General features: G+C 66.3%; 17 protein-coding genes and 3 pseudogenes. 8 read left to right on the top strand and 12 right to left on the bottom strand.

The features are described from left to right. Positions 1–366 precede the first annotated feature (366 nt). The 3 genes from ACTIE5_RS06330 to ACTIE5_RS06320 all read right to left on the bottom strand — a co-directional run bounded on the left by ACTIE5_RS06330 (position 367) and on the right by ACTIE5_RS06320 (position 4,313). On the bottom strand, positions 367–630 hold the full coding sequence (locus tag ACTIE5_RS06330) for a DksA/TraR family C4-type zinc finger protein (RefSeq protein WP_439548858.1): 264 nt from the start codon (positions 628–630) through the stop codon (positions 367–369). Positions 631–1,699: 1,069 nt separating this feature from the next. Continuing rightward, on the bottom strand, positions 1,700–3,040 hold the full coding sequence (locus ACTIE5_RS06325) for an IS701 family transposase (RefSeq protein ID WP_439548857.1): 1,341 nt from the start codon (positions 3,038–3,040) through the stop codon (positions 1,700–1,702). Positions 3,041–3,230: 190 nt separating this feature from the next. Next, the gene (locus ACTIE5_RS06320; protein WP_439548856.1) at positions 3,231–4,313 is read right to left on the bottom strand and encodes an IS5 family transposase; all 1,083 of its coding nucleotides are present in this window, start codon (positions 4,311–4,313) and stop codon (positions 3,231–3,233) included. An 83-nt stretch (positions 4,314–4,396) separates the two neighbouring features. On the opposite strand from ACTIE5_RS06320, the pseudogene ACTIE5_RS06315 reads away from it, so the two are divergent. Further along, positions 4,397–4,528: pseudogene (locus ACTIE5_RS06315) on the top strand (IS3 family transposase); the annotation flags it as partial. A 410-nt stretch (positions 4,529–4,938) separates the two neighbouring features. Here ACTIE5_RS06315 and ACTIE5_RS06310 read toward each other — a convergent pair. Both ACTIE5_RS06310 and tnpC (ACTIE5_RS06305) read right to left on the bottom strand, forming a co-directional pair. Continuing rightward, positions 4,939–5,763 (bottom strand): hypothetical protein, encoded by an 825-nt coding sequence (locus ACTIE5_RS06310; RefSeq protein ID WP_439548855.1) that lies wholly within the window; start codon positions 5,761–5,763, stop codon positions 4,939–4,941. Between the two features lie 752 nt (positions 5,764–6,515). Next, on the bottom strand, positions 6,516–8,057 hold the full coding sequence (gene tnpC, locus ACTIE5_RS06305) for an IS66 family transposase (RefSeq protein WP_439548854.1): 1,542 nt from the start codon (positions 8,055–8,057) through the stop codon (positions 6,516–6,518). A gap of 6 nt (positions 8,058–8,063) precedes the next feature. Here tnpC (ACTIE5_RS06305) and ACTIE5_RS06300 point away from each other — a divergent pair, with 6 nt between their 5' ends. Further along, complete coding sequence (locus ACTIE5_RS06300; RefSeq protein ID WP_439548853.1) at positions 8,064–9,689, top strand: hypothetical protein; 1,626 nt, start codon at positions 8,064–8,066, stop codon at positions 9,687–9,689. A gap of 708 nt (positions 9,690–10,397) precedes the next feature. On the opposite strand, the pseudogene ACTIE5_RS06295 reads toward ACTIE5_RS06300, so the two are convergent. Beyond that, a pseudogene (locus tag ACTIE5_RS06295) lies at positions 10,398–10,687 on the bottom strand (IS21 family transposase); the annotation flags it as partial. Between the two features lie 3 nt (positions 10,688–10,690). Further along, positions 10,691–10,786 (bottom strand): annotated as a pseudogene (locus tag ACTIE5_RS06290) (IS5/IS1182 family transposase); the annotation flags it as partial. Between the two features lie 177 nt (positions 10,787–10,963). On the opposite strand from ACTIE5_RS06290, the gene ACTIE5_RS06285 reads away from it, so the two are divergent. From ACTIE5_RS06285 to tnpC (ACTIE5_RS06270), 4 genes are all read left to right on the top strand, one after another. Next, positions 10,964–11,362: a hypothetical protein gene (locus ACTIE5_RS06285; protein WP_439548852.1), complete on the top strand. Its 399-nt coding sequence runs from the start codon at positions 10,964–10,966 to the stop codon at positions 11,360–11,362. An 836-nt stretch (positions 11,363–12,198) separates the two neighbouring features. Continuing rightward, the gene (tnpA, locus tag ACTIE5_RS06280) at positions 12,199–12,648 is read left to right on the top strand and encodes an IS66-like element accessory protein TnpA (protein ID WP_439548851.1); all 450 of its coding nucleotides are present in this window, start codon (positions 12,199–12,201) and stop codon (positions 12,646–12,648) included. Further along, positions 12,645–13,001, top strand: a complete 357-nt coding sequence (gene tnpB / locus ACTIE5_RS06275; RefSeq protein WP_439548850.1) for an IS66 family insertion sequence element accessory protein TnpB — start codon at positions 12,645–12,647, stop codon at positions 12,999–13,001. Before tnpA ends, tnpB begins: the two co-directional genes overlap by 4 nt. Before the next feature lie 13 nt (positions 13,002–13,014). Continuing rightward, complete coding sequence (tnpC, locus tag ACTIE5_RS06270; RefSeq protein ID WP_439548849.1) at positions 13,015–14,589, top strand: IS66 family transposase; 1,575 nt, start codon at positions 13,015–13,017, stop codon at positions 14,587–14,589. A 423-nt stretch (positions 14,590–15,012) separates the two neighbouring features. Here tnpC (ACTIE5_RS06270) and ACTIE5_RS06265 read toward each other — a convergent pair whose 3' ends face one another. Continuing rightward, entirely contained in the window at positions 15,013–16,389 is a 1,377-nt protein-coding gene (locus tag ACTIE5_RS06265; protein WP_439548848.1) for a hypothetical protein, read from the bottom strand. Positions 16,390–16,736: 347 nt separating this feature from the next. Further along, the gene (locus ACTIE5_RS06260) at positions 16,737–17,426 is read right to left on the bottom strand and encodes a recombinase family protein (protein ID WP_439548847.1); all 690 of its coding nucleotides are present in this window, start codon (positions 17,424–17,426) and stop codon (positions 16,737–16,739) included. A gap of 338 nt (positions 17,427–17,764) precedes the next feature. Between ACTIE5_RS06260 and ACTIE5_RS06255 the strand changes: the two genes are divergently transcribed. Both ACTIE5_RS06255 and ACTIE5_RS06250 read left to right on the top strand, forming a co-directional pair. Beyond that, complete coding sequence (locus ACTIE5_RS06255; RefSeq protein WP_439548846.1) at positions 17,765–18,841, top strand: SIR2 family protein; 1,077 nt, start codon at positions 17,765–17,767, stop codon at positions 18,839–18,841. 8 nt (positions 18,842–18,849) lie between these two features. Next, positions 18,850–20,610 (top strand): ATP-binding protein, encoded by a 1,761-nt coding sequence (locus ACTIE5_RS06250; RefSeq protein ID WP_439548845.1) that lies wholly within the window; start codon positions 18,850–18,852, stop codon positions 20,608–20,610. Positions 20,611–20,640: 30 nt separating this feature from the next. Here ACTIE5_RS06250 and ACTIE5_RS06245 read toward each other — a convergent pair whose 3' ends face one another. The 3 genes from ACTIE5_RS06245 to ACTIE5_RS06235 form a co-directional block, all read right to left on the bottom strand. After that, positions 20,641–21,147 (bottom strand): hypothetical protein, encoded by a 507-nt coding sequence (locus ACTIE5_RS06245; protein WP_439548844.1) that lies wholly within the window; start codon positions 21,145–21,147, stop codon positions 20,641–20,643. A gap of 195 nt (positions 21,148–21,342) precedes the next feature. Continuing rightward, positions 21,343–21,912, bottom strand: coding sequence for a hypothetical protein (locus tag ACTIE5_RS06240; protein WP_439548843.1), 570 nt, complete (start codon positions 21,910–21,912; stop codon positions 21,343–21,345). A 5-nt stretch (positions 21,913–21,917) separates the two neighbouring features. Continuing rightward, the gene (locus ACTIE5_RS06235; RefSeq protein ID WP_439548842.1) at positions 21,918–22,442 is read right to left on the bottom strand and encodes a helix-turn-helix domain-containing protein; all 525 of its coding nucleotides are present in this window, start codon (positions 22,440–22,442) and stop codon (positions 21,918–21,920) included. Positions 22,443–22,475: the final 33 nt, after the last annotated feature.

The following is a 22,475-nucleotide window of genomic DNA, read 5'->3' as shown; positions in this document are numbered from 1 at the left end:
GACGCGCTGGCCGCAGCGCCCTCTGTGCCCGCGGGGACGGGACGCCTTGGCCATGGCGCGGGGCAGCCAGTGACGTTCCGCCTCACACCGCACCCTGATCGACGCTGGCATGCTGATTGGCTCGCCAGCCGCTACGCCGGTCCCTGCTTCGTCAGCGCCGCCGATGAGGATGGCGCACGGGGCCTCGCGGCCAGACACTTCCGTGCGTCGCGAGAGACGCCCTTAGGCGGTGATCCGTGGCGGCGCTGGGACCTCGTGGATGCTGCGGTCGGCGGGAAGCTGCCGCCGCTGCCGTATGGGATGGTGGTGCCTATGGCGGGACGGCTGGGCGGAGGAGAGCGGCCGTCCGTGTGACCCAGCCTCGCCCTACTTCAGCTGGCTGTCCTTGCTGCCCCTGCGATTGATGCCGAAAGCTGCTGGGCGACGATCCCGCGCGGCCTGGCACCCGACACAGGTGAGGACACCGGGAACAGCACGGCGCCGCGCTTCCGGGATCTCGTCGCCGCATTCGACGCAGTGCGTTTCGCCGGCACCGGCGGGCATGGCGGCGCGAGCGCGCAGGACGCCATCTGCAACGGTGTCGTCGATCTGATCTTGCACAGCTCCATCCGGAGCCCAGCCGCTTGCCATTGACGCTGCCCTGTTGACCTTCGCTCGTCCCTCCGGAGAGATGGGAGTTTGCGCTGCCCGTTCCAAGCGCAGGGCGGTGGACGCCGAGCCGTGCGCGCGGGACGTGCCCTTCGGCGGTCATTCGTTGCAGCGGCCAGACCTGACGGACGCTTCGGTAGAGGGGAAGTGGCCGCCGTTGCCGTATAAGATGGTGGTGCCGATGGCTTGGCAGCTGGGCGCGGCCCGCCCTGGTTCACGCAGACTGCTACGTCGATCCATGTTCATGTTGCCTCAAGCTCATCGAGACAAATCGACATGCGGCGGCGTCGCCGGGTAACGCGCGTGAGGAATTGCGAACCGCAGCAACGCTGTCATACGACGATGAAGGCGAATAAAGGAGCGGAGCGCGTCGCTGCCTGAAGCCGAGGCGTCATGAGAGTTGAGCGGCAGCGCGATCGAAGGATACGCGATTCCAGCTTGCTCAGACACAGTGTAGAGAAGCCAACACGCGTTTGACGAGGAGCCAAGTGGCCGTTTGTGGAGGAAAGTGTTTCGGTAATCAGTCAACTCTTTTAGCCACGGGTCCAGGTCCGCAGGGTCGTATGCGCGTAGCACCGCTGCTACGAGGGGAGCAGTTCGTAGGTGTGCCCGACTTGGGGCGTCCAGCCATTCGGCGAAGCGGTTCATCGCGTCGATTTTTTCCGGAGCGCCAAGGCAGTAAGCAAGCAGGGCAGCCAAATAGTCTCGGGCGCTGGCAAGCTCCGAGAGGACTGAGTGGAATGCCAACTGCAAGTCACTCAAAGGGATATTGCTGAATCGGAGTCCAGGCGTTCTCTTATCAGCTATCGCCGAAAGTAGCTGGTCGCGGTAGTGATCGGACGCGTCGCGTAGGCGAATGCCGGCCGCGCGCAAACTGAAAGCCATGTGTTCTGAGAATTCGGCGTAGCGTTGATCGCCTGCCCTAGTGCTACTGTGTCATAAAGAACGACGTTGGGTGAGGCGTTGGCAGCACGGACATCGTGGCATGGCGCGCGCGAGTTCACGGGCGATGCGCATGCGCAGGGTGGCGATGGAGTTTTCGACGTGGCGTTCAGGCCGGATCGGCGGTGCCTCGCGGTCGGTAGTTGTCGGGAACGCCAGGTGCTTGGAGGAATGGCGTACGGGGTTCTGCTGAGGGGGGAATCGTCGCCCGTTCGGCGATCAGGAACCCGTAGGCGGCGATGCAAAGGGTGGCGTGGTGATGGAATCCGCGCCAGCCGCGGCCCTCGTAGTGGCCGAGCCCGATCGCTTGCTTCATCTCCTGGTAGTCGCGTTCGATGCGCCAGCGCAGCATGGCGTGGCGGACGAGGCTGGTGCGACTTGTGGTGGCAGGCAGGGTGGAGAGCCAGAACTTGGTGGGCTCGGTCTCCCCGGTCGGCCAGTCGACGAGGCACCACTCCTCGGGCCTTGGCGTGGCGGCGTTGTAGTCCCGGTGGGCGGGGCGGACGCGGATGGCGGCAAAGCGCGAGCTCAGCGGCGCATTCGTCCCCTGGCGCCAGGTGACCCGGCGCCAGGCGTCCCTGGGCAGACTGGCGGCGAGGTCCTTGGCCGATACCGGCTTGTGGTCGGCGCTGCGCCCGACACGGCTCGTCGGGCGCCCCCGCCCGCTCCAGGGCTTGACCGGTAGCGGCTCCTGGCCCGGCGGCCAGAGGCTGGCGGATGACTGGATGCCGACGACATAGGTCAGGCCGAGCGCGGTGATGCCGTCGCGGAAATCGGTATCCACGCCATAGCCCGCATCGGCCAGCACGGTGCCGGGCGGGATGCCATCCCTCTGCGCGTGGCGGATCTGCTCGAGGGCAATCTGCGGCTTGGTGGCGAAGCGCAGATCCTCCGGCACGCCGGCCTTGGCGCGCCGCGCCGCATCCTCGGCCCAGACCTTCGGCAGATACAGTCTGTAGGCCACGGGCAGGCTGGCATGTTGGTTGGCGACCGAGAGGCTGACGGCGACCTGGCAGTTCTCCTGCTTGCCGAGCTGGCCGCAGTACTGGCGTGCGACGCCGACGGAGTGCACGCCCTTCTTGGGGAAGCCGGTGTCGTCGATGATCCACGCCTGGATCGGGCCGCGTTGCTGTATCGCCGGCAAGACTTCGGCGCGGATGGCGGCCAGCACCGCCGCGTCGGACCAGTCGGCCTTGGCAATTAGGTGGTGCAGTGACTGGTGAGCTGCCTGGACCCGACCAGGCTCAACGCGGGCGGCCATGGGCTCAATGCTCTTGCGGTCGCCCGGCAGCAGCAAGCCGGCGCAGTAGTTGCGAAGCGGGACGATGCGGTCAGCATGGCCCAGAGCCACGCCAAGCGCCTCGACATAGGCTGCGAAGCGCGATTCACTGTCGCCCGATGAGGATGAACGAGCCACCCGGCCCCTCCGTGCGCGAGAATCTCCATGCATACGAAAACGCTGCCGAATCGCTCAAGCTTTTTATGACACAGTAGTACTAAGAGGCTGCGGAAATTCGCCGCTACGGGCCTGATTTGTCGTTGTTGTGATGGCGGTCATGTAGCGGAGGCAGAGTCTTTGTGCTGGGTTTGCGGCGGCTATCTGCCGCAAACTATGGTTCCCTGCCTCTATTCTGCGGCCGTCAGGCTGGCGCGGCCAGCAGCTTCGGCAGGCGGATCAGGTTGTAGGCCGCCACCCGCAGCGTGAAGCTCCATCCGACCCGCTCGAGGCCGCGCAGCAAGGTCCGGCGCATGCCACCGATCTCCTTGCCCCAACCGAACACCTCCTCGATCCGCTTACGGATGCGCTGGCTGACCGCATAGCCGGGGTGGCGTGGGGTCCGACCGTCAATCGCTGAGCGGCGGCCATTCGCGTGCTGGGCCACATGCGGCGTCACGCCCAGGCCGCGCATCGCCGCCACGAAGTCCCGCGTGTCGTAGTTCTTGTCAGCGCCCAGCGTGCTCCGCGGTGCGCGATCCAGCTCCGCCATCATCGCCTCGCCAGCATCTCGCTCGGCGGTGCCGGTCGCCCGCGTTGTGGTTGCCGCCACGGCCAGGCCGTGCCGGTTCTCCATGACCACATGCCCGGCATAACAGAGCTTCGAGGCCTGTCCGTTCGACTGCCGCGCCAGCCGCGCATCGGGATCGGTCTTCGAGGCGTGGGTGTCGTTGCTGCGCTTCTCGCCGTGGAAGTCACGCTCACCGTTGCGGCCGGGGCCAGGCGGCGCGCCCGAGCCGTCCTTGGGCCGAAAGCTCTTCATCGAGGCCCAGGCCTCGATCAGCGTGCCATCCACGGAGAAATGCTCGCGCGACAGCAGCGGCTTGACCTGCGGGTCGGCCAGCACGGCCGCGAAGAACTTGGCCGCCACCTCGCCCCGCAGCAGTCGGTCCCGGTTCTTCGTGAACACCGTCACGTCCCAGACCGGGGCATCCATCGACAGCCCGATGAACCAGCGGAACAGCATGTTGTAGGTCGCCTGCTCCATCAGCCGCCGCTCGGACCGGACCGAGTAGAAGGCCTGCAACAGCAGTGCCCGAAGCAGCTTCTCCGGCGCAATCGAGTCGCGCCCGCCGGCGGCGTAGAGCGCATCGAAGTCGCCCGACAGCCGCTCCAGCGCTGCATTCACCAGCAGCCGGATCGCCCGCAGCGGATGATCCGGCGGCACCAGCGCCTCCGGGCTCACATAGCTGAACATCGACCCCGTCTGCCGATCCGACCCACGCATTGCCCAACCCGCCGCCGCCCAACGCCGACACAGCGAATCAGGTCACAGCCGGTCTGAACAGCCAAATTTCCGCAGCCTGCTAAAGCCGTCTCGCGCGCCCATGCGCCATAGGTGAGGTCGCCGAGGCTGCCATCGGCTGCTACGTCGATGGCTTCCACAATCCCGTCCGGCGCCATTCCGCGCTCGACTTCACAAGCCCAGCGCAGTTCGATAGAATGCCGATACGTGATTCAATGCCCCTCGACAAAAGCAGGGCAAGTCCAAGTCCAGGGAGACATCCGCGCTGGCGGCATCACCCAACCCGAAAGCCTCAGGCCAACTCGGGGCGGTTCACTCCGTGGCATCGCTCTTTGCCTGCCGCGTGACGCGGTCGCGCTGCCGAGCAACGAGTGCGGTAGCCGCCCGAGTTCGCTCGATCTCGCGGTGCATCAGCAGATCACGAATTGCCAAGAAGGTGTCCACGTCCCAGAGGCCGCGATACTCGTCAAGCTTGACGAGGGCGTCGCGAACGGTAATTGCGGTATCGATCTCTCGAGCCGCTACCACCCTTGCACCAGCAACCTTCGCCTGCGCCTCAGCAGCGCGGTGCCGCCAGGCACCGAAAGGCCGAGCCGGCGGCGTCCCGTTAGCCAGCGTTGAAGCGAAAGGGCACGGGGGCGTTCGCCAGTTCCTCCTGGCCCATCCACTCGACGATCGGAAGAAGAGCCTCCGCGGCACCGACCGCGAAGCGACGAATGCGTTCCATGGAACGGGCCGCCTCGCCCCAGGTAAAGCCGTAGACCTCAATTAGCTGGTCGTCGGTGATCCTCGACAACGTCGACAAGGGATGCTCGGTGATGCGAGCCGCCGCCTTATGCTTCAACGCGGGCACCTGGATGACCTGAACATCAGATCGCTTACGTAACTCATGGTAGCTGGACGGCGCCGCGACGAACTCGCCGTCCCGCAGGTTCTCGATCAACCAGATCTTCGCCTGGGGGAACGCCTGTCGGATTGCCTCAACAGTTCCTGGCGCTGCCTTGGCGGCATACTGTTCCGCCGTGGCCACCACAGCGAAGCCCAGGTCCTTACCACCATCCAGTCGCTTCGCCGCCAAGCTGACATGCCATGCATCAACGGCCTGACTCATGACGTTCGCCGCGGTGTCGAAGAGGACGCCTCCCTCGATCAGATCCTCCTGGAACACACTGTCCCAGAACTTCGCAGCATCAAAATCGTCGTTTCGGTAATCCTCAGCACGATACCCAGACGCGCGATGATCGATCTGCCCCCGCGGCACCACGCCTTCCAAAATGTCAGCCAACCGCGCCACATGCTCGTATTCGACGATCCGGGGAATCATCCCCAGTTCCCGAAAAACGGTAGCCAAAGCGGCGGTGACGAACGTCTTGCCGCTACCGCCACGATCGGCGCCAACAATGACCGACCGACGACGCTTCTTCACATTCATCTCGCTTCTCCGTTAGTCCCTAGCGCCGCTCCACCCGGAGGCAACGCCGACATGTCTCGCTGAAGAATTCGGCGCTCGCGCGCCCTCCGCTCCGCATCTTCCTGATCAGCCCGTTGTCGGATCTCGTCGGCAGACGACAGAGTGCGCACCTGGACAGGCCTCAACGGCGGCGGCGGTCTCCATCCCTCCATGTACGCAGGGACAGTCCCCGGCACTGCTGGCACATCGGAGATCGCCGGCGCGATCTCGCGAGCCGAAGTCACTCGAAGCGGCGTTGCCGCAGCCGCCGACTTTCTCACTGGCGCTGACACACTCTGACGGGCCACCCTCGCCAGAACGGAAAGACGCGAGCGAGCCAATGCGCGGATGGGCTTCAGCCGATCGAGCACTCGGCCCAGCATTCCCGGCACCGGCGCCTCGCCGCAAACCCCGGATCGGGCGAGCGCACGCTCTAGCGCTGCGGCCGCGACTGGCCTCCTGCCATCGCGACCCACCGCGCCAGGCGCGGCACGGAGATGCCCGTGATCCACACCGTCCACCAGCGCCACCCGCTCGCGAGCTCCAGCGCCCAACAAACGTGACGTCTGGCACCTATAGTTCCGGACGGTCTGATAAGCGAGCTTAATGCCGCGTCGCGCCAGCGGGGCCGTCAAGGCCGCAACAATTGCCCGCTGGCCCACACCAGCCGCGATCATCCGGTCAAGCCAATCCGTCAGTGCAGCGTAAGCGTCCGGTGATGAGGCGATCGACCGTCAGGTTGCCGCGGCTTTTGCGTCCCTTGGCAAGTTCCAGGGCAGGAGCTCGGCGACCCGGCTGACGGGATGGTCGGCGATGCGCTCCAGCACGCGGCGGAGATAGGCTTCCGGATCGAGACCGTTGAGCTTGGCGGTGGCGATCAGCGAGGCGATCGCCGCGGCACGCTGGCCGCCGGTGTTGGAGCCCGCGAACAGCCAGTTCTTCCGGCCGAGGGCGAGCGGCCGGATCGCCCGCTCGACCGGGTTGTTGTCGATCTCCAGCCGCCCGTCGGCGACGTAGCGCGTCAGCGCCTCCCACCGCGACAGCGCATAGCGGATGGCCACGGCCAGATCGCTGCGGCCGGAGACCCGGGCGAGGGTCTCGTCGAGCCAGGCGCGCAGGTTCTCGAGGATCGGCCCGGCCCTGGCCCGGCGCTGCTTGGCTCGCGTGTCGGGCGGCTGGCCGCGGATGTCCGGCTCGATGGCATAGAGCAGGCCGATGCGGCGCACCGCCTCGGTTGCCAGCGGCGCCTGGCCGGTGGCGTGCAACTCGAAGAAGTAGCGCCGGACATGCGCCCAGCACGCTGCCTCCCGCACCTGGCCGCCGTCGTACAGGCCGTCGAACCCGCTGTAGCCGTCGGCCTGCAGCACGCCGCGGAACCCGGCGAGATGCGCCTTGGGATGCTCGGCCCGGCGGTCCGGGCTGTAGCGATAGAGCACGGCGGGTGGGATTGTGCTGCCGTGCGGCCGCTCGTCGCGCAGATAGGCCCAGAGCCTGCCGGTGCTGGTCTTGCCGAGGCCGGGCGCGAGGACCGGCACCGGGGTGTCGTCGGCATGCAGGACGGCGCCCGCCAGGACATGCCGGGCCAGCGCATCGATCAGCGGCCGCAGCAGCGCCGCCGACTGGCCGACCCAATCGGCGAGCGTCGAGCGCTGCAGTTCGAGGCCTGCCCGGGCATAGATCTCGCTCTGGCGGTACAGCGGCAGGTGGTCGGCGTACTTGGCCACCAGGACATGCGCGAGCAGCCCCGCCGTGGCGCGGCCGCGGCGGATCGGCAGGCTCGGCGCCGGGGCCTGGGTGACGGCCTCGCAGCCGCGGCAGGAGAACTTGGGCCGGACATGCCGGAGCACGCGAAACCGGCCCGGCAGGTAGTCCAGCACCTCGGTCACGTCCTCGCCGAGGCGGCGCAGCGTACCCCCGCAGGCCGCGCATCCCTGCGCCCCGGCGCCGTGCTCGACCACCTCGCGCGGCAGGTGCTCCGGCAGCGGGCGGCGGGCAGGCTTGCGGCGCTCCGGCCTGGCCGCGGTATCCGTGGGATCCTCGGCGGGTGCAGGGAGGGGCGCCTCGGTTTCCAACTCCTCGAGCGCCAACTCGAGCTGATCGGCCTCGGCCGCCAGCCGCTCCGATGAACGGCCGAACTGCATTCGCCGCAGCCGGGCCAGCTGCCGCCGGAGCCGCTCGATCAGCGCGCGTTGGTCGGACAGCGCCGCGGCCTGCGCCAGCACTATGGCGCGCAGCGCTTGGGCGTCGTCAGGCAGGGCGGCGAGATCGATGACCACGACGGCATGATCCTCGAGCCGACGAAGCACCTGGGGACCAAGGCCGCAGCCCTGGAAGCCCAGGGCTATGCCACCGCGGCCGGCCAAACCAATTCCGGCGCGGTGCTGCGGAACCTTCTCCGCGCTGGCGAGAGCGAAGGCGAGATCCGCCTCAGGTCCGCCACCGAAGCGGCAACGCGCCGCGCCACCTGGGCCACCCTGGAGGCTGGAAACGCACGTGCCGCGGGCCGGATGGACAGAGCCGACCACTGGGATGCCGAAGGGCGGGCAGCCACCTCTCTCGTCGCGGCCATCGAGCGGCGCCTCGCAGCAGAGGCCGCTCCCCAGATGGCGGACGCAGTCTTCGCCGGCGACCTGCGATCCATCCTCAAGATGCGCTCGGCGCTTCCTGAGGAGCTACCCGAGCCGACGTCCCTCGAGCCAGCTGCGATCTCGACACGCCACCTGGTAGCCGCGCTGCTGCCGCTCGTCGCCAAAGCGGAGGCGGAAGACCAATCTGCCACGCCCGCATCTGCGCCAACGGCAACACCGACCGCCCCGCCGTCGCACGCCGAAGGACAGACTTCCACAGGAACACCAACCAACGGGCTGCGGAACCCGCAGAAACAGGCGACCACTTCCATAGCCGGCAACCCCACAGCTTCACGGAAGCCGTCGCCTGCCGACGTCACTTCCACGGCGCCGCCCCCCGCCGTTCTGAGGAACACCCCTGCAGCGGCGGAGGCGCAGACCACGACTTCCACAGGATCGGCAGACCGCGTCCCGAAGAAGTTGGCGCCGACACCGCACGCCGCAACGGCAGCGCAGCTTCCCATCTTCCGGCTGCGCCCCGGCGCAACAGCGAACGAGCGCACCTTCATGTCAACATTGCTGGCAGACCGCCCGCTGACGAGGCTGTACGCAAGCGCTCGGGCCAACTCAGCCGCCCTGCAGGCGTCGGACACCTCCTCTTACGTGGCAGCGGCCCTCCGCGGAGGCTCCGAGCTACTGCGGGAGGCAATTGCACTTGCCGAAGCAAGGCCCTCGGAGCGGCCCAAGATTAAGGCCAAAATCTCGCTTCGGGATGCGATGCGCTCGATCGCCTCCTCCAGCGAAGCTGTCATCGTCGCCGCGGCAGGACTGGACGAGGCCTTGCCGGCAGTCCGCCCAGAAGTAGCCAAGAGAGTCGCAACGGGCCTGGCCCCAGAGGCTGCAGCCGAGACCATGGCCCTGTCGTTCGGCCGAGCCGTAGTGATACGACCAGCCGCTGGAGCCGCCGCAGCAGCACTACAAGCGTCCCTCGGCCGCCTTGCCGACGACCGGACAGCGCTGGCGGACGCCGCATCGCTGGCTGGCGGGCTCGGTCCATCCCGAAGGCTCGCGCTGGAGACGATGCGCGACCGAGTGCTACGGGCGACGGACTGGATCCCCCGGATGCCGGGCGACGACGCCGCCCCGGTCTTCCGCGCCGAGGCGCTTCTCGACCCAAGAGGCCTCCTGAAAAAGAAAGTCACTCCTCGACCGGAGAAGGTTCGCGCCGAGGCGGCAAAGGCAAAGCGCATGCACCACGCCCACCGAATGGAAGCTCGCCGGACCGCCAATGCAGCCCGCCGCGCCAAGGTGGAAATCCATCTGCGAAATCGCGAGAAGTAAGATACAGGAGACCGGCGCATGAACGACGACCAAAATATCGACAAGGACGAGCCACCTACCCCCACGCCATGCCGCAGCTGCATCTTCTTCGATCGCCCACCAGCTGGACTAACACCCCCAGTCGGGAGCACCGAACGCGACCGGGTTACCTACCTGAACGCCGGACGCTGCCGCAGCGGCACCCCCGCGCCGAGCCCAACCCAAAGCGGCTTCACCCACTGGCCGCTCGTCATGCGGCACAGCAGTTGCGGAAACGGGAAAGCCCCATCCGCGGACGATGAAGAACGTCCTAAGTGCCAGGACTGCCGCTTCTTCTATCGCCCCCCGCTCGGAATCCTGCCGCCTCCAAACGCATCAGACGCCGTGCGTCAGAGATATGAAGGAGCCGGCTTCTGCCACAATCAGTCGCCCGGCGTTGCCACGTCCGACCACGAATTCCCTAGATGGCCAATGGTTCGTCGGACAGACTGGTGCTCGTCAGCCCAACGGGGAGATCTCCTCCCGATCGGCCTTCCATCGAAGCCGATCTCGTGATTCCCCCGAGAAGGTGAAACCGCTAACAGGCTTCGGGCATTGCCCTCGGTAAACCAGGGGCCCACGCGATAGGGTGAGGACCGGCGTGGTGCCGAGGAAGCACTCCAGCCGGTCGTCGTGGTGGCGCACGCGCAGGCGGTGGCCGATGAGGGTGGAGGGGACGGTGACGAGGGCCTCCTCGGCGGCGTCGCGGGTGAGGTTGCGGAAGGCGGCGGCGAGGCTGTCGGATCGGTGCTCCAGCGGCGCGCCGCCGAGCACCACGCAGACATGTTGCCAGCCGGAGAAGGCGAGGCGGAGTGGTAGAGCCGGTGATCGAGCGGCTGGACGGCGATGCTGATGCCGAGCGAAGCGGCCTCGGTGAAGTCGGACAGTCCCTGCCGCCCTGGCGGGTGGTCCTGGCGGAAGATCACCTCGCATCGCGGGCCGGCCAGCGCCTGCCAGTGGCGAACCCGTCGCTCCAGCGTGTGGTCGAACCAGATCGTCAGCGAGCCGCGTCGCTTGAGCCCCTCGTTGTAGGCGGGCCAGTTCCTGGTCTTGTACGTCGGCCGTGTCGGTCTGCTCATGCTGTCCAGCTATCACGCTGGATTCACGAGATGAATCCCCCTTCCGGCCATTTGTGCAACAGAGCCTTGCGGCTCACCTACTCCAATATCATTAAGCCGACGCCTCGCAAGTAGATTGCAGCCAACCAACAAATCTGGTTGGTATACGATTTCCGCAGACACCAACCTTCGAGCGACATGCCGACACCGTCCCGCAATCCCTATCTCGTTCTCGGTCTGTCGCGCTACGCAAGCGCAACGGCCATCCAATTCGCCTTCGACTGGCTCTCATCTGGAATTCCTATAAATATCGACGGTTGCTATCCTCAAGAAGAGGCCGAACAGGAGGAGCTTCGTACTGCCTACGAGGCACTGATGGACCAGCACAGACGCGCAGACATAGACCACGAGTCATCCGATCTAGAAAACTTGATCGAAAACAATAAAATTTGGCAAAATATCCTTTATATTGATGATTACCTTGATAGCAGCATGCGAGCTGAGCGTCGATCGAGACTAAGCCGCCCACGTCTGCGAGGTTTGATGTATTGGGACGAACGGGAATCTCTACATGACACCGACGGCTTCGTGTCATGAATTTGCCTGGCTGCTGATTACGAGGATGGTGACGTGGTCGGCCCTGAGATAGAGGAATTCCGAGCATTATTTCTCAGTTTGGTCGAGCGCCGTTTCTCTTTCCCGGCCATACCCATACAGGGCGTCGCGCGCAGCCTGGGTTGAGGCTGGCCGAATGCCAACGGCGCAGCCGGCGCCCAGCGGCCTTGAAGCCGGCGAGCACGACCGCACCGTCATCGAATCGGGCGCCCTACCTCCTAGCGCTGATGCGGCTTGCCCAGTGGGATGTAGTGCAGCCCAAGCCGTGCTTCTGTGCCCAGGCCAGGATCGCGATGCTGGTCGGCTCCGTCTCGTTGTCGTTCACCACCGCCTTAGGGTAGCCGAGCTCGGCCGCGACCGCGTCCAGCTCGGGCAGCAATCACAGCCCAGACAACGATGTGTTCGCCACCACAGCTCAATTCTCCCGCGTGCAGTTATCTACCACGCACAACACGCGGAACCGCCACCCGCCCGACAGCACATCCGATACGATATCCAGTGACAACCTGCAGTTCGGCCCCGCCGTCTAGACCAGGGGCGCGCGCGTGCCGGGCGCGCTTGCGCCCGACACGACGTCGCACCTGCAGCTGCTCAAGCCTAAACAGGCGCCGCAGCTTCTCGTTGTTCAACACCACTCCCTTGAGCGAAATCGTCGGTGCTCCGCCTCTAGCACCAGCAGGCGCCGCGCCTCGGAAACCTGCAACCCGCCGTACTGCGCTTTCCACTTGTAAACCGTCGTAAACTTGCTCCAAGGGTAAGCGCGGCGACGAGGCCCGTCTTCCGGCGCGGTGAGTAGATGTGGTGGGTCGGCGTGGAGCATGGAGCTTCGGGCCGGCATTATGGTCGACATTAGCGATGACGCGAAGGACAGCGGCTATCGGCGTGTAGAGGTTTTGACGGGGCCTGGCCGACGTCGGAAGTGGTCCGACGACGACAAGGCGCGCATCGTGGCGGAGACGCTGCGGCCCGGCACGGTGGTGGCCGATGTGGCGCGACGCTGGCAGGTCAGCTCGCAGCAGGTGTTCACGTGGCGCCGGGAGATGCGACGCGCGGCGGTGGCGCCGCTGGGCTTCGTGCCGATCGTGGCGGAGACGCCGGCGAGCGCGCCCGATACGACTTCGCCATCGCCATCGCCATCGCCATCGCCATCGCCTTCACCGCCGTCAATCGAGGTCGAGGTGGCTGGCGCGGTTCTGCGCGTCACGGCTGGCACTGACGCCGACCTGCTGACGACAGTCTTGCGCGCGATCCGGGTCTCGGCGGCATGATCGCGCCGCCCGCCGGTGCGCGGATCCTGCTGGTGACGAAGCCCGTCGACTTTCGCAAGGGCGCGCATGGCCTAGCGGCGTTGGCTGCCGACGCGCTGGGCGCCGATCCCTTCTCGGGCGCGGTGCTGGTGTTCCGCTCGCGTCGCGCCGACCGCATCAAGATCCTGCTCTGGGATGGCAGCGGCCTGGTGTTGGTCTGGAAACAGCTGGAGGCTGCGGCGTTCCGTTGGCCGGCGATCGTGGATGGCGTGGTGCGACTGACGCCGCTGGAGTTCGCCGCGCTGTTCGACGGCATCGATTGGCGACGTGTCGGGGCGGTGCGGGAGATTCCCACGCCGAGCGTCCCTGCCTAGACTCGGCGACACGATGCGCGCCACGGATGACGACACGCCGAGCCTGCCGGAGGACGCTGCGGCGTTGCGTGTGGTGCTGCTGGAGACGCTGGCGGCCGTCGATACGCTGACCGCCGAACGTGACGCGCTGGCGAGCCGGAATGAGCGGCTCCAGCACCTGCTGCTGAAGCTCAAGCGCCGTCAGTTCGGGACGAAGTCGGAGAAGCTCCCCGAGGAGCAGCTGCTGTTCGCGTTCGAGGAGATCGAGGCGACGCTGGCGGAGAACGCGGCCGAGGCGGGCAAGGCCTCGCCGACGCTGCGCGACAACCAGGCGAAACGTCGCCGTGCCGGCCGCGGCCGCCTGCCGGCGCACCTGCCGCGCATCGAGGTCGTGCTGGCGCCGGAGGCGATATCCTGTCCCTGCTGCCAGGGCCCTCTGGTCGAGATCGGCGTTGATGCCGCGGAGCGGCTGGACGTGATCCCTGCCCAGTTCCGCGTCGTCGTGACGAAGCGGCCGAAGCTTGCCTGCCGGGCCTGTCCCGGCGTGGTCCTGCAGGAGCCGGCACCTGCCCGCCTGGTCGAGGGCGGCGTGCCGACCGAGGCGACGGTCGCCCATGTCCTGGTCTCGCGCTACGCCGACCACCTGCCGCTGTATCGGCAGTCGCAGATCCTGGCCCGCCAGGGCATCGAGCTCGGCCGCGAGGTGCTGGCCGACTGGGCCGGCACGGGTGCGATGGAGGTCCTGCCCGTGGTCCGGCGCATGCGGGAGATCCTGCTGGGTTCGGCGCGGCTGTTCGCCGACGAGACCACCATGCCGGTGCTGGACCCCGGCCGCGGCAGGACGAAGAAGGGCTATGCCTGGGCGATCGCGCGGGACGACCGGCCCTGCGGCGGGGCCGACCCGCCGGCGGTGGTGTTCCACTACGCGCCAGGGCGCGGCGCCGAGCACGCGAAGGCGCTGCTTGGCGGCTACCGGGGCATCCTGCAATGCGACGGCTACGCCGCCTACAAGGCGCTGGCCGCAGCGGAGGACGGCATCGCGCTGGCATTCTGCTGGAGCCATGTGCGGCGGGAGTTCATCGAGCTGGCGCGCGGCAAGAATGCGCCGATCGCCCAGGAGGCCTTGAAGCGCATCGCCGGGCTCTATGAGGTAGAGGCGAAGCTGCGCGGGCTGTCGCCCGCTCTGCGCCGTGCCGGGCGCCAGGCGCAGAGCGGCCCGCTCGTCGAGGCATTGTTCACCTGGCTCTCTGAGGAACTCGCGCGGCTGCCGGGCGGCAGCCCGACGGCAGGCGCCATCCGCTACGCGATCAACCATCGCGAGGGCCTGGTGCGGTTCCTCGACGATGGCCGGATCGAGCTGGACAACAACACCGTCGAGCGGGCCATCCGCCCGATCTGCCTCAGCAGGAAGAACGCGCTGTTCGCCTCGGGCGACGATGGCGGAGCAAGGTGGGCGGCCGTGGCCTCCCTGGTGGAGACCTGCAAGCTCAACGGCGTCGATCCCCAGCGATACTTCACCGAGGTCCTGACCCGCCTCGTCAACGGCTGGCCCAAAAGCCGCATCGACGAACTCATGCCCTGGTGCTGGGCGACCGCCGAACACACCTGAGCGTCAAGCCGAATACACCACGGGCCTCGTCGCCGCGCTTACCTCCAAGGAGCGATTTTCGGGATGCAGACTCGCGCCTCCGCTCTGGTCGAAACCCAGATATTCGATACAAAATAGAAACGAAATTCGCCCGCCGCCTGCGGCGGCGACGGGGTCGTGTTATTTGCAGGCGGAAACGCTCTACCCTGCGACTGGCAAGAGCGCCGCTACGCGGCGGTTACGCCGGCTCCGCCGGCGGGTTTTCTTTTTGAGTTTCAGCGAAGAAGGAGCGCGGCTATCCGCGGTCTCACCTTGCCCTTTTAACAAGAGCCTTCCAGCTAAGGGGGAAGACCCCCAGGGCTTCGCAGAGATAGATTTAGGGACAGACCCTATACACCAGTGTTAGCGGGAGTCCGGGCCAAGCTCTGGACGTACGGACAGACCCTACGCAGTCTTGGCGAGCCGTTGTGCCTCGCCATGGCTGATCCCGAGTTCGGCGCCGATCGCGCGCCAGCTACGCCCAACCGCGCGAAGCTCCACGACCCGGCGGCGCCTATGGGCAGCCCGGGCCTCGTAGACAGTGCGTTCCTGAACGCCGGCGGCACGACGGGCGGCGGTCGTCGCTTCGCGGTCCCGGCGCCGCTTCTCGTCGTCGGTGATGAGCCTGGTGAGAATGCGTTCCTCCGCCGGCTCGACCTGCAGCATCTCGATCAAGCGCGTTTTGCTGTAGGTCCAGATTGGCGAGCGCTCGCGACCGGCGACGATCGTCCGTTCCCCGTTGGCAGCGCGGCGAGCGCGGTCGAGGAGGGAGGAGGCGTGGCCAGCAAGGTCATTGGAAACGTAGTCGGTCGGCAGCAGGATGCGGGCCCAGGCCTGGATCTCCGGCCAGAGGACATGCTCAGGCACGACCATTCCCAGTTGGCAGGCCCCGAGGTGGCCGATCGTATCCCGCCAGCCCTCAGGAACGCCCTTAGGCCAGCGCTTCTCGACGATCGTCCGGATGTCCTCGAGGACGCCCCAGTGCCAATCCTCGCGGCAAAAGACGCGCTGCACGCCGCGGGCCTGCTGTGCAGCCGCGCGACGGACCTTCTCATGGGAGCGGATTCGAAGCTCTGTCTTGCGCGCCTGAGCGGCGTCCCTGTAACCGCGGATCTGCTCGAGTGTATGCGGCAGGACGTCGTCGGCAAAGCAATCGAAGTCGTAGGTCAGGACGTCGGCTGAGGGCGATTGCTCCAGGTGGAGTAGGCGGACGACCTCGCCGCTTTTCGAGTTCACCGTCCCGATCACACGCAGGATGCGGCTCATGTCGATGGCTCGTGGGTCGGCGCCAAGTTCGTTGAACCGCGCTGCCAGAGCGCGGTTCACGGCGACGGCACGGCCCGCGGCCGCGCGCGGGATCGCGTGCTGCCAGTACCATTTAAGGTAAAGGCCGCGGCCACTGGAGATGATCGCGGATGGCTGCGGAATCCCTTCGTCGCGGCAGTAAAGCCGCACTAGGCCGCCGAGCTGATCTGCGGTGAGGCTGCGGAGCCGATCCACGTTGTAGGTGTCGAGATCGACCTGGGCATGTGTTGCGGCGAGCAGATGAATGGCGCGACGCGTCGGCCGAGCGAACAGCCCCTGGCTCATATACGTGTCACGGTCGCGCCGGCAGTGGGCCAGCACGAACGGCAGTTGGTCGAGCCGATAGATGCGCTGCTGCAGGCGGCCAGCGTCGCTGGCGACGTTGAGCGTCCAGAAACCCCAGCGCGGGACTTGGCGCGGCTCTACCGGCTCAACGGGGTCGAAGCCGAGGGTGAGTTGGGCTCTATGGGCGACCATTGCAGCCGCCTCCGCGCATGGCGCGGTCAAGGGCGGCGGCTGACTGGCGTGGATCTGAGTGCGCGCGAATTCCCACAGCGCCGAGGTTCTGGACGAACCGGCGAGCGGCGCATATAGTAACGCCTACGAGGGGCCTCGGGCGCACTGATTACTCCAGATCCAGTGTTATTCTGTCCTTCCGAGACGCCGCCAAGCAAACTCGGAGGATTCCCTCGGCACTCAAGTACCTAAGGCGCCGGTTCGGGGGCGGTAGCCCGGACCGGCTCGCACTTTAGTGGGCCTGTGAGGGCGCACGCAAGCGGATCGCAATCTCCCTGCCATCTAAATCGTTGAACCGATTTGATTGTCTATCGATTAGGGCTCTGTCGCCCTAGCCGAATCGAAGAATATGGTCGGCGCGATGACGATCGGCGTGCGCTCGCGGTCTTTTGGGGGCCCGGGGTCGGTGGCTCCGGGACCGTAGTCGGCGCCGACGCCGGCGAGGCCTTGTCGAGCACGCGGTATACCGAACTGCGCGCGACCCCGAGTTGCCTCGCGATGTTCGTCGGCCGAACGCCCTCCTCTTTCAGCCGCAGAATCTCGGCAGACTGCCGCATCACCGTCGGCGCACGCCCGCGGTATTTCCGCTCGGCCTTCGCCTTCGCGATGCCCTCTCGCTGTCGCTCAAGCATCAGTGCCCGCTCAAACTCTGCGACCGCGCCAAGCATGGTCAGCATGAGCCGGCCAGTTGGCGTCGCAGTATCGACCTCGCTGCCTCCCATGGAGAGCACGCGAAGGCCGACGCGCTTCGCCTCAAGGCGACCGACGATGGCGAGAAGGTCTGCGACAGAGCGGGCCGGCCGGTCGGGTTTGGTGATGATGAGGGTGTCGCCTTGGCAGACGAAGAGCAGCGCCGCTTCGAGCTCGGTTCGCATAGCGACCGACGAGATACGCTCAGAGAAGACACGCTCACAGCCGGCAGCCTCCAGGTCGCAAACCTGAGCCGCAAGGCCGGCCTCCTGCTCGACGGTCGACGTCCGGGCGTACCCGACCAGCATCACCCAGTCCTCTCACGCAATTCGCCCTGCAAAGATCAAAGACTATGTAGGACATTTGTCCGAAAAATGAAAGTCTCATTTTTGTGGGACATTCTTGACTGTCTGGTCTGTGTTTCGCGTGGGCAGGCCCTAATCGGCCAGCGGCGATATGGAGGCTTTGGTATTATTGTGTTACAGCAACGGTCTTAGTGACCTCCACGAGAGCCTCCGCGACAAGTGCGTCGACCTGATCTAAAGCGGAACCAGCATCAGCGTGGACTGTACAAACGGAGTAAAGGGGAAATGCAGCCCGTCGTTCTCGATCTATGCCTGCCTAACGTGCCGACTTCATAACGACGATGAGTGCCCTCAAGAGCATTGCGATGCCGCGCAGCCCCGTTGCACCGGCTCCTGCCGAGCGGCTCGTGCCGGAGTTGGCGCAGGCCTGCGTGGCCGCTGCGCCGGTCATCGTACTGGGTAGCGGCGCTTCGATCCCGTACGGGCTGCCCGGAATGGGTGCGTTGTCAGATCATCTGATCTCCAGCAACCCGCCGCTTCCTGACACCGAGCACTCGGACGCCTGGTGCACGTTTATGACCGAGGCGAGACGCGCGGATCTGGAAACTGTCCTGACGAGCGTGCGACTGCCTGAAGCGCTGACGCGCCATGTCGTGAACGCGACTTGGGACCTGATCGCGGCGGCGGACCTGCATGCCTTCGAGGCGGTCGTACGCGATCAGCAGCACTTGGCCCTGACACGATTCTTGCGATACTTGCTGACGAGCACGCACGCTGAACTAGACGTGGTCACGACCAACTACGACCGGCTTGCGGAGTACGCGGCGGATGCGGGCGAGCTCTGCCACTGCACCGGATTCGGGCACGGCTACCTACGCTTCCGACAGAAAGATCCCCCGCTACGCTTCATGCAGAGCAAAAAGCCTGCCCGCACTGTCAATATCTGGAAAGTGCATGGCTCGCTGGACTGGTTCCATGGACCAACTGGCACCACGCCCCTGGGCTTGCCTCTCATGCCGACACGGCTGACCGGGTACTCGCCCCTCATCGTCACGCCCGGCATTGAGAAGTACCGGATCACCCACGACGAGCCGTTCCGGACGATCCTGGCCAACGCCGATCGTGCCTTGCAGCAGGCCAGGGGATACGTGTGCATCGGTTACGGCTTTAACGACCGACATATCCAGCCGAAACTCATCGAGCGGTGCATCGCCGAGGCCGTGCCGCTTACTCTTCTCACGCGTACCATGACCTCAGCTGCGCGCGACTTCCTGCTTGGCGGGCGGTGCCGGCGGTTCCTCGTGCTGGAGCAGGGCACGGCGGGTACGCGGGCCTACTGCCCCGACTACCCCGACGGCGTTGAACTTCCGGAGCCCGATCTCTGGACGCTCTCCGGCTTCCTCTCACTCGTGACGTAGGTGCCACCATGCGCATCTTCGATTTCGACGACGGCGAGGCCCTGGGCTCAGTGCTGTCGGTGGACACCGCAACCGTCGTAGTGCGCGTCGACGATCTGGAGCGGCTTCGGCAGCTCCAAGTGAACCGGCTAGCGATGCTGCAAAGCAGCCGGCCAGGCCAGCATCTGATTGGCGTCATCCAAAAGATTACGCGCAGTGTTGTCGAACCGAAGGCTCATACACGCGCCGATGCGGGCGAAACGGACGAGGAAGCGCTACCCGAGGCGAGCCTAGCGCGCATTGCCCTCATCGGAACGCTGATCGACCGCATAGGAGCGGAGCGCAACGTGTTCCGGCGGACGCTGGAAACGGTGCCGGAGATCGAGGCGCGCTGCTTTGCAATTGAAGGCGAGCGCCTGACGCGCTTTATGCGCGTGATCTCCAGTATCTCTGGCGACGGCCACAAACTCCTGCTGGGACACTACACGCTCGACGACAGGGCGGAGGCCTACCTCAACGGCAACAAGTTCTTCCAACGGCACGCGGTCGTCGTCGGCAGTACGGGTTCCGGCAAATCCTGGGCGACGGCGCGCATCCTTGAGCAGGTCGCGGAGTTGCCCAACGCAAACGCGGTGGTGTTCGACATCCACGGCGAGTACGGCCCACTCTCAGGCACCGGGTTTCGGCACTACCGGGTCGCGGGCCCGGCCGACCTCGACAGCGCAGGCGCGGCGCGGCGGGATGTTCTCTTCCTGCCCTACTGGCTGCTCGGCTACGAGGCACTCATCTCTATGTTCGTTGACAGAAGTGACCAGAACGCGCCGAACCAGGCGATGGTCATGGCGCGGACGATCCTGGAGGCGAAAAGGGCGCACCTGACTTCGACGGGTCAGCGCGAGTTGCTCGACAACTTCACGATCGATAGCCCCATCCCGTTCAGGATCGAGGATGTCATCGAGAAACTAACAGGCCTGAATACCGAGGTGGTAGAAGGCGCGCGCGCGGGCTCGACGAAGCAAGGCGACTTCCACGGCAAGCTCAGCCGGATGATCCAGCGCCTGGAGAGCAGGCAGTCCGACCGCCGGCTCGCGTTCCTCTTCGGAGCGGGGGAGGCGTCCTTCGAAGTCGGCTGGCTGGAGGGGCTTGTCTCCAAACTCTTCGCCAGCGCGGCGAGCCAACCTGACAAGGGGGGCGGCATTAAGATCATCGACTTCTCAGAGGTCCCGTCGGACGTGCTGCCCGTCATCGTCAGCCTCGTCGCGAAGCTGGGGCTCTCGGTGCAGCAGTGGGCGCTGCCGACCGCGCGCCACCCGGTGGCGTTATTCTGTGACGAGGCGCACCTCTACGTGCCCGACAGGTCCGGGGGCAGCGCCGCGGACGAGGTCTCTGTCGGCATCTTTGAGCGGATCGCCAAGGAAGGCCGTAAGTACGGCGTCGGGTTGGTGGTGATCAGCCAGAGACCCTCGGAGGTGAACCGGACGGTGTTGAGCCAGTGCAACAACCTGGTTGCGATGCGGCTCACGAACGGCGAGGACCAGAATGTCATCCGCAGGCTCCTGCCGGACAGCCTCGGAGGCTACGGCGACCTGCTGCCCGTGCTGGACACCGGCGAGGCGCTCGTCGTGGGCGATGCCAGCCTGCTCCCGAGCCGCATCCGTTTGGCGAAGCCGACGCACAAGCCCAACAGCGGGACGGTGGATTTCTGGGACCGTTGGGCGAGCAGCGATGTGCCAGAGAGCTTGGCACCCGCCGTGTCGAGTTGGCAGCGTCAAACGTTCCGGGCTCCGTAGCCACGACGCAGCAGGCTCCGCCTACACCAGTCAGGGGGTGTAGAGGCCGAAAAATAGGTCGCCGACGGCCCATCGCCGGCGGAGGGTCTTCCAACGCTGGGCGCGGTGGTAGGCGCGGTCGTGCAGTAGATGACAGCGCTGACAGAGGGCATGAAGGTTGCGCAAGCGGTTGTCGCGCGGGTCGTGGTTGAGGTGAGCCGCGGCGAGGACTGCCTTCGTGGTGCGCACCTGTGCCGCGTCCAGCAGGTTGGGCCAGCGTGCGGGACGGTTTCGCCCGTCGCGCCAGGTGCCCGTGCGCTCGCAGAACCAGCGCCCGTCGGGCAGGCAGCGCAGCACGGCCTTGTGTGGCCGGCCGCAGCGCTCGCAGCGTCCGCCGGCTCGGCCAAAACGCACCGTTGCGCTCAGCGCACGCCAGTGCGGCGGGTAAAGGGGGCGAAGCTCACGGCGGATTGGCACGGCGCTGATTGTATCTTGGAGATTGAAAATGAGAATCCGCCCAAGCCCCGCCGGCGCCACTGTTCCGGCTCCCCCGGTCATGGGTGTCCCCCGGGATGCTTGAAATTGGAGGGCGGGTGGGGCTATATGAACCCTAGCGGGGTGACGGACCGGCTGAGGTAGCACCCCCCGGCGGAACTTCTGGTTCCGTGCCCGTGCAATGCGGGCCGAGGCGCAAGCTGAAGCGGTTGCCGGACAATACTACCCATGGGGCGCCTCCGGGCGCCCCTTCCTTTTTCAGCGGCGCGTGGTGACGCGCTTGCCGAGGAAGGTGGAGCCGGCAAGCAGCGCGAAGCCAACGGGGCCGAGGATGTTCGGCTCCGGCCGGGCTGGGTCGGCCGGGTAGGCACTCTCCACGACGAGCTCCAGGTCGCTCAATTTGCGGCGTTCCTCCGGCGTACGGCGGAGTTCGAAGAAGACCCCATAGCGTGTGCCCTCGGCCGGGATTTCCACGACCGCCGAGTACATCCAGTTCCGGCGCGCGCCTGTCTCGTGCACCTTCGCCCGCGGGTCCGCCAGGCCGCGGATCAACGCAGGCAGACGATGGGAGAGGGTGTAGCGGTCCGGCGCGAAGGCTCGGCGCCGGACGCCGTCCATGATCGCTGGCTCGTCGGCCGGGTGTCGGGCCGGGTCGAAGGCCTCTGTGTAGCAGTGGCTGGTGAAGCGCACGTTCACCAGGAGCGGCCGGGGGACCTTGTTGCTCGCCACCTCGAAGGTAAAAGGGTCGAGGTGCACAAGATCGAAGGCCACCCCACGGATGACGAGGGGCGCGCTGTATGCGGCGGCGGTGGGGGCGGCGGGCGTCATTGTCGTCAAACCCCGGAAGCGCGGGTCCCCCCGACGGGGGTGGAGGCCCGCCGCAGACCGCGACCGGCGGCGGCGCGGTTCCGCTCCCTGCTCTCCGCGTAGGCCGCCGCAACCTCGGGGGCGATCCGCTGAAGCGCAGCTACCAAGCCATCGAAGTCGTAGTAATTGCTGAGCTGCCCGCGGTGAACCGCTTTACGCTCGCGACGCCGGACATAGCCGGCCGCCTCCAGGGCAGCGATGTGCCGCTGGACCTGCCGCGGGCTCATGTCGAGCCGGTGGGCGATCGTCTCCTTGCTGGGGTAGGGCGCCCGATCGGCCTCCCACCAGTGCTCCAGCAACTGCAGCAGCACCGCCATTTGAAGAGGCGTGATGTTGAGCTTGCGCTGGGCCCGGAAGAGCAGGGACGGCAGCAGGCACCAGCCGAGACGCAGTACGTCGAGGCCCCATTTCTTCTCGCTCGCCTTCAGCGCGACCTTCGGCTGGAAGGCCACTACCGTCTGTTCGGGGTCCGGGGTAGGTTCCTCGCTCATGTCGTTGCTCCGCATCTTGTGAGAGCACGACAT

The organism is Falsiroseomonas sp. (genome assembly GCF_051859025.1).
GTDB lineage: Bacteria > Pseudomonadota > Alphaproteobacteria > Acetobacterales > Acetobacteraceae > Falsiroseomonas.
Note: the sequence above shows the minus strand (reverse complement) of the source record. Positions and strands in the feature narration are given on the sequence as shown.